This window comes from Mesobacillus subterraneus, from assembly GCF_000934845.1.
Classification (GTDB): domain Bacteria; phylum Bacillota; class Bacilli; order Bacillales; family Cytobacillaceae; genus Mesobacillus; species Mesobacillus stamsii.
The window spans coordinates 1-4,840 of sequence record NZ_JXIQ01000087.1 but is presented as its reverse complement, the minus strand read 5'-3'; the positions used below and the strand labels follow the sequence as shown (position 1 = coordinate 4,840).

The following is a 4,840-nucleotide window of genomic DNA, read 5'->3' as shown; positions in this document are numbered from 1 at the left end:
ACACCCCATACCTCCATGCCCCTTGAATGTAACCACCACACCATACCAGTTGTAAAAAAATGGTGGGACAAGGTACCTGTCCCTATGTCCCTTTGTCCCTATGTCCCTTTGATATCTTGTTAGCTTTTCTTAGTCCAAACCAAAGTGTCCATATTATCTTTTCTAACAATTCCACCCGCAGATATCAGTCCATCATGCCTTAATAATTCTTCTAATATATCAAACGCCTCTTCAGGCGTTATACCTAGATGATCTGCAACCCTTTTAGTCTTAGTAACCATTGAAATATTAACAAATTTATGCGCTTCATTCTTTAGCTCTTCTATACTTCGTTTTTCCTTTTTATGCTCTTCAAATTTCCCACCATCAATAACTAAATTTCCTTGACCATCAAAATGACTTGATAAGCGCTTAAGCTTATCCTCGTACTCATTTTTGAATGATTCAAACTCTTCAAGTAAAGCAGTGTTTGATTCTCCAATATCTTCCCTACTTTTGTCCAACTTACTCTGCAAATATACTGCAGCAATTGGAATTAAGAATCCAACAAATACTCCAGCCCATTGCCCTATCGCACTTATTGCATCCCAGCTTGCTTCTAAGTCAGGACCATATGTAATTCTGAAACCATATTTATATAGCAATCCCAAAACTATACTTTCACTTAATAAGATTAATAATACTGGAGATCTTATAGCTCTAATAAATATCATTTTGATTTTTTGTAATCTAATCATTTTTACCTACCCATCAATTGATATAATATTCTGTAAATTATATTTGTATAAAAACGGACATCTCTGCTTCTAAAAATGCCCGTTCTCTTTCACTGCTTATCTCGGTGTCAAACTAATCATGCCTATCCGCCAGAATAACTTCTTTAACCCCATCTCATCATCCTGAATATCAACTAATGCTCATATAAGATTCCCAAATCTCCTTATGTGGAGGAATAGGTTCCTGGGGACTTGGGAGGTAATTTACACAGGTGTCTTAACAGCAAAGCGAGTAACCAGCAATGCTTTTCAAAAATCTTATCTACCTATTAACTCCATAAGTGTTTTCCTTGAACTTTCAAAAGTTTCTATCTCCCATGATTTTGGAGCTTCTGACAAGAAAAGTTCTTTATAATAGTCTGACTTATCCTCATTTCCTAAAGCAAAATAACACGTTGACACTGTTGCATATATCCACTTTTCATCAGGTCTTCCCTTTAAATCTTCTTTAGGAATTGATTCAAAATCATGTACTATCTTCTCTCTTGTTTTCTTTGCTTCTAATCTCAAATAGGTTTTTTCATCTTGGTTTTGTTCATCAGTAGATTTCAGATTCAGACAGAATGCATAATTTTCACCATTATAGTAATCTGATCTAACTTTGAAACCTTTTCCATACAACTCTATCGCTCTGTTTAAGTATTCTATTTCACCATTCATTTGAAATAGTCTTCGATTTATTGCTCCAGCGATTCCAAGTGTTTCTGGATCATTTGTATCTCCATTAACGTCAAGTTTATGAATAATAGTTAATGCATCTGTCAGCGCAATACTTTCAGTGGGACTTTTGGATTTATACCTACATAATGCATGTTGCTGCATAAAAAATGGCTCGTTTGGAAACAATTCACTTGCTTTTCTCCAAAGATTGCTTGCTTCAACAAAATCCTCAGTTTCCATTTTGTCTTTTGCCTTTTCTGTGATCGCAAATATATGGCGTTCTTGTTCAGCCAATTCCCCAATGATTTTTTTGTATTCATCCTCTGATATAGTTGGTGGATCAATGTTTATGTATTCATACATTGGACTATCAGTTAAGGATTCTTTTGTTACACTCTCTATCAATTTAATCAACTTATCTTGAGAATCTTTTGCTTCATCAGCACCTAAGTCTTCTCCTAAATGCTTATATTGAAAAATCCTCGTATGATCAAGGTCGAATGGAATTTTACTAGCATCTTCTTTGATGATTAAAGTGGCATATGGCTTAACCGCATGTCTTATTCCAAGTTCATAGATTGCATTTGGATTAGCAGTAGAAATATCAGCAATAACCAAATCTGCTTTTATTAATAGTGCATACATACTTTTATCAATTAATCCTGAATCCTGTATTTCATCTGCTCTAATACATTGAAATTCTGATGCTTCAACTGCTGGCTTAATAAGATTCTTATAGGTTTTATCTAAATCAAGAGTTCTTCCAGATGGGTAATCAGTTTTCTTTCCAAAACCCATAATCACAAAACAAATCTTTTTCAAAGCTTTCACACTCCTTTCAAAGAGGTGTTATCAGTATCATCTTGTTGCTAAATCTTGAAGTCGCTCTTCACTCCATGAGTATACATGAATCCCGTTATCTGTTAAACACTTAGGTATAGTTCCTGAACTATCCTTTAGTCGAATTGCATAAACAGGTTTACCTGCATCTAAGGTCATTTGCACTTCATGAGGAACCCAATAGCTTTTATGGGTTTTTTCTCCAACAAAAACTATGGTACGGGATGTTCCAAATATCGATTTGGAAATGGCTTGTTTAATAACCGCACTATCTGTTGTATCCCACCTCTTAAGCAAATCCTTAACTCGAAAATTCAGCCCCGAATAACTTGAGTTAACTGCTCTTCCCTTGATTGTTAAGACTACGTCACGATCCTCTTCCTTAAAACTGAAAAATACCACATTTGACATTTTACTTCCTCCGTTCTTCTAATATATTATCAATTGTTCTGTTCAAACTTCCAGGCATCTCTGACCATTTCGTCAATCCCAAGTTCAACCTTCCAGCCTAGCTCCTTCTTAGCTTTGCTAGCATCCGCAAAACAGGTCGCAACCCGGATGTCTTCCTACAATTTCATACGGAACTTTTATATCATTAACCTTCATAAAAGCAATTACAAGTTCCAATACTGAAGTACCTCTACCGGTTCCCAGGTTATAGATGTTAACACCTTTTTCTGAGTTTTCTTTCTATAGCCTTCACATGGCCTTTTGCAAGATCGACCACATGGATGTAGTCACGGACGCCTGCCCCGTCTATTGTATCATAGTCATTTCCAAATACACTTAATTTTCTAACTGCCCTTTTGCTACCTTTATCACGAAAGGCATCAGATTGTTTGGGATACACACCCCATGCCTACACGCCCCTTGTATGTAACCACCACATCATACCAGTTGTAAAAAAATGGTGGGATAAGGTACCTGTCCCTGTGTCCCTTCCGTATCTAACCACCATACCATACTAGTTGTAAAAAAATGGTGGGACGAGGAACCTGTCCCTGTGTCCCTTATGTCCCTTAGACAAGTTTCTTCTATATCAATAAGGAGAATTTTCGATAGCATATTAAGTTGTTACTTCTTGAATTCAGTAAACTCAACTTCTTTATCTGTATATTGATCTGAATTCCTGTTTGTTAACCAAAACTCTAATGCATTCGGATTCCCTGACTCACTTACTTTTTCAATCTTATAAATGTACTCTGTGTTCTCTTCGTCATATGGAGCTATTAACCCTTCAATCGTTCTACAATCTCCCGCTACAATATAATCGGCTTTCTTCGTGTTACCTTGTTCTATAGTAGAATCAATAAAATCTATTCCACCATTTGGTTCAACTCCTATTCTATAAATAAATGGGTTGCAAATTGCATAGTAGGTAGCACCAATAAGATGACGATGTAAATGCTGAGAAGCAATTGCTTGAACATTTACATCTAATGGAATAACAGCTTCTAGCTCCTTCGTCTGCCGATGAAGCACTCTTAACCTTCTAATATGAACGTCATCATCTGTTCTTAAAAAAATATACTTTTGACTAGACATCGCTACCTGTTGCAAGTCCGCTTCATTAACTATTTTATCTAAACATGTTAAATACAAGTATCCTATAGAAGTCAATTCTTTAGTACCAGCAAAGTTGCCACGACTATCATAAAAATGTTCACTTTTCATTATACTTTCTTTAGCGACAGCAGTCGTGTGGTGATATAAACGAATGTAAGGTTCAAAATTCTCTTTAAAGTAACCTGTACCTGTTGCGTATTCACTTAAACCTTTAGGTGCATGAATTTCACACTTATAAAGCTCTGAATAATCATCATATCCCCTTACAAAATCGTTATTAGAAAACCTTAATTCTATTGTCTGCTTGTTAGAAATATCTACTACAATTGAACTATGGATGGTATCGTTGTCTGTGATTGCTAATCGACAGCCAAAAAAAGATAGAGGCTGAATCCATTTAAAGTAATTTTCTTCATCCTCTTCCAAGATTATTAGATCTGGAACAATAAGAGATTCACCAGTAGTATGAATCAGCTTGCATTTCACATAACCATTAACTATATTTGAACGTTCATTACTTCCACCAAGTTCGCTGAAATATACGTGGCTTCTGCCCTTAGCGAATCGATTAAACATCTTATTCCTGTTCAAGATAACCCCTTCTCTCTCAAGTCATTCAAAATAATTATCACCCGTTATATTTCACCATTTCCATTTAAACAAAAGATATATAGTCTATTAAACTGTTAGAATAAAGCAAAAAATGGCCCACCCCCATAATAGAGATGAGCCTATCGAATCATATTCTTCTATAATAATGCTATTGCAGTTCTTCTTCTTTCTTCATCCGATAATGATTTTGTTCTAAGTGATAATCGAGCGCTATGCTGACGGCAATCTTTCCACAAGCAAAGGCTCCATCCACACAATGAACGTCGCCTCCATCTTCGCCAGAGAAGTGGAACCCAGCCTTATCCCTTTAAAGAAAAACCAATTCGCAACAATAAATGAAAATAAATCCTACAGCACAAAAGACTTAGAATAACCCGATCACAAAA

General features: G+C 35.8%; 4 protein-coding genes and 1 pseudogene. All 5 read right to left on the bottom strand.

The window, feature by feature from the left end:
- Positions 1 to 119: 119 nt before the first annotated feature.
- Positions 120 to 737 (bottom strand): hypothetical protein, encoded by a 618-nt coding sequence (locus UB32_RS11115; protein WP_044393804.1) that lies wholly within the window; start codon positions 735 to 737, stop codon positions 120 to 122.
- A 297-nt stretch (positions 738 to 1,034) separates the two neighbouring features.
- Positions 1,035 to 2,258, bottom strand: a complete 1,224-nt coding sequence (locus tag UB32_RS11110) for a tetratricopeptide repeat-containing protein (RefSeq protein WP_198528192.1) — start codon at positions 2,256 to 2,258, stop codon at positions 1,035 to 1,037.
- Positions 2,259 to 2,294: 36 nt separating this feature from the next.
- Positions 2,295 to 2,687: a TIR domain-containing protein gene (locus UB32_RS11105; RefSeq protein WP_044393802.1), complete on the bottom strand. Its 393-nt coding sequence runs from the start codon at positions 2,685 to 2,687 to the stop codon at positions 2,295 to 2,297.
- A gap of 29 nt (positions 2,688 to 2,716) precedes the next feature.
- Positions 2,717 to 3,122: pseudogene (locus tag UB32_RS20505) on the bottom strand (GDP-mannose 4,6-dehydratase); the annotation flags it as partial.
- 228 nt (positions 3,123 to 3,350) lie between these two features.
- A complete protein-coding gene (locus UB32_RS11095; RefSeq protein WP_044393798.1) occupies positions 3,351 to 4,433 on the bottom strand; it encodes a hypothetical protein in 1,083 nt (360 codons plus the stop codon).
- Positions 4,434 to 4,840: the final 407 nt, after the last annotated feature.

Bases quoted from the DNA above. Each gene is read 5' to 3' on its own strand.
- UB32_RS11105 (WP_044393802.1), bottom strand. From the start codon at position 2,687: ATGTCAAATGTGGTATTTTTCAGTTTTAAGGAAGAGGATCGTGACGTA.
- UB32_RS11115 (WP_044393804.1), bottom strand. From the start codon at position 737: ATGATTAGATTACAAAAAATCAAAATGATATTTATTAGAGCTATAAGA.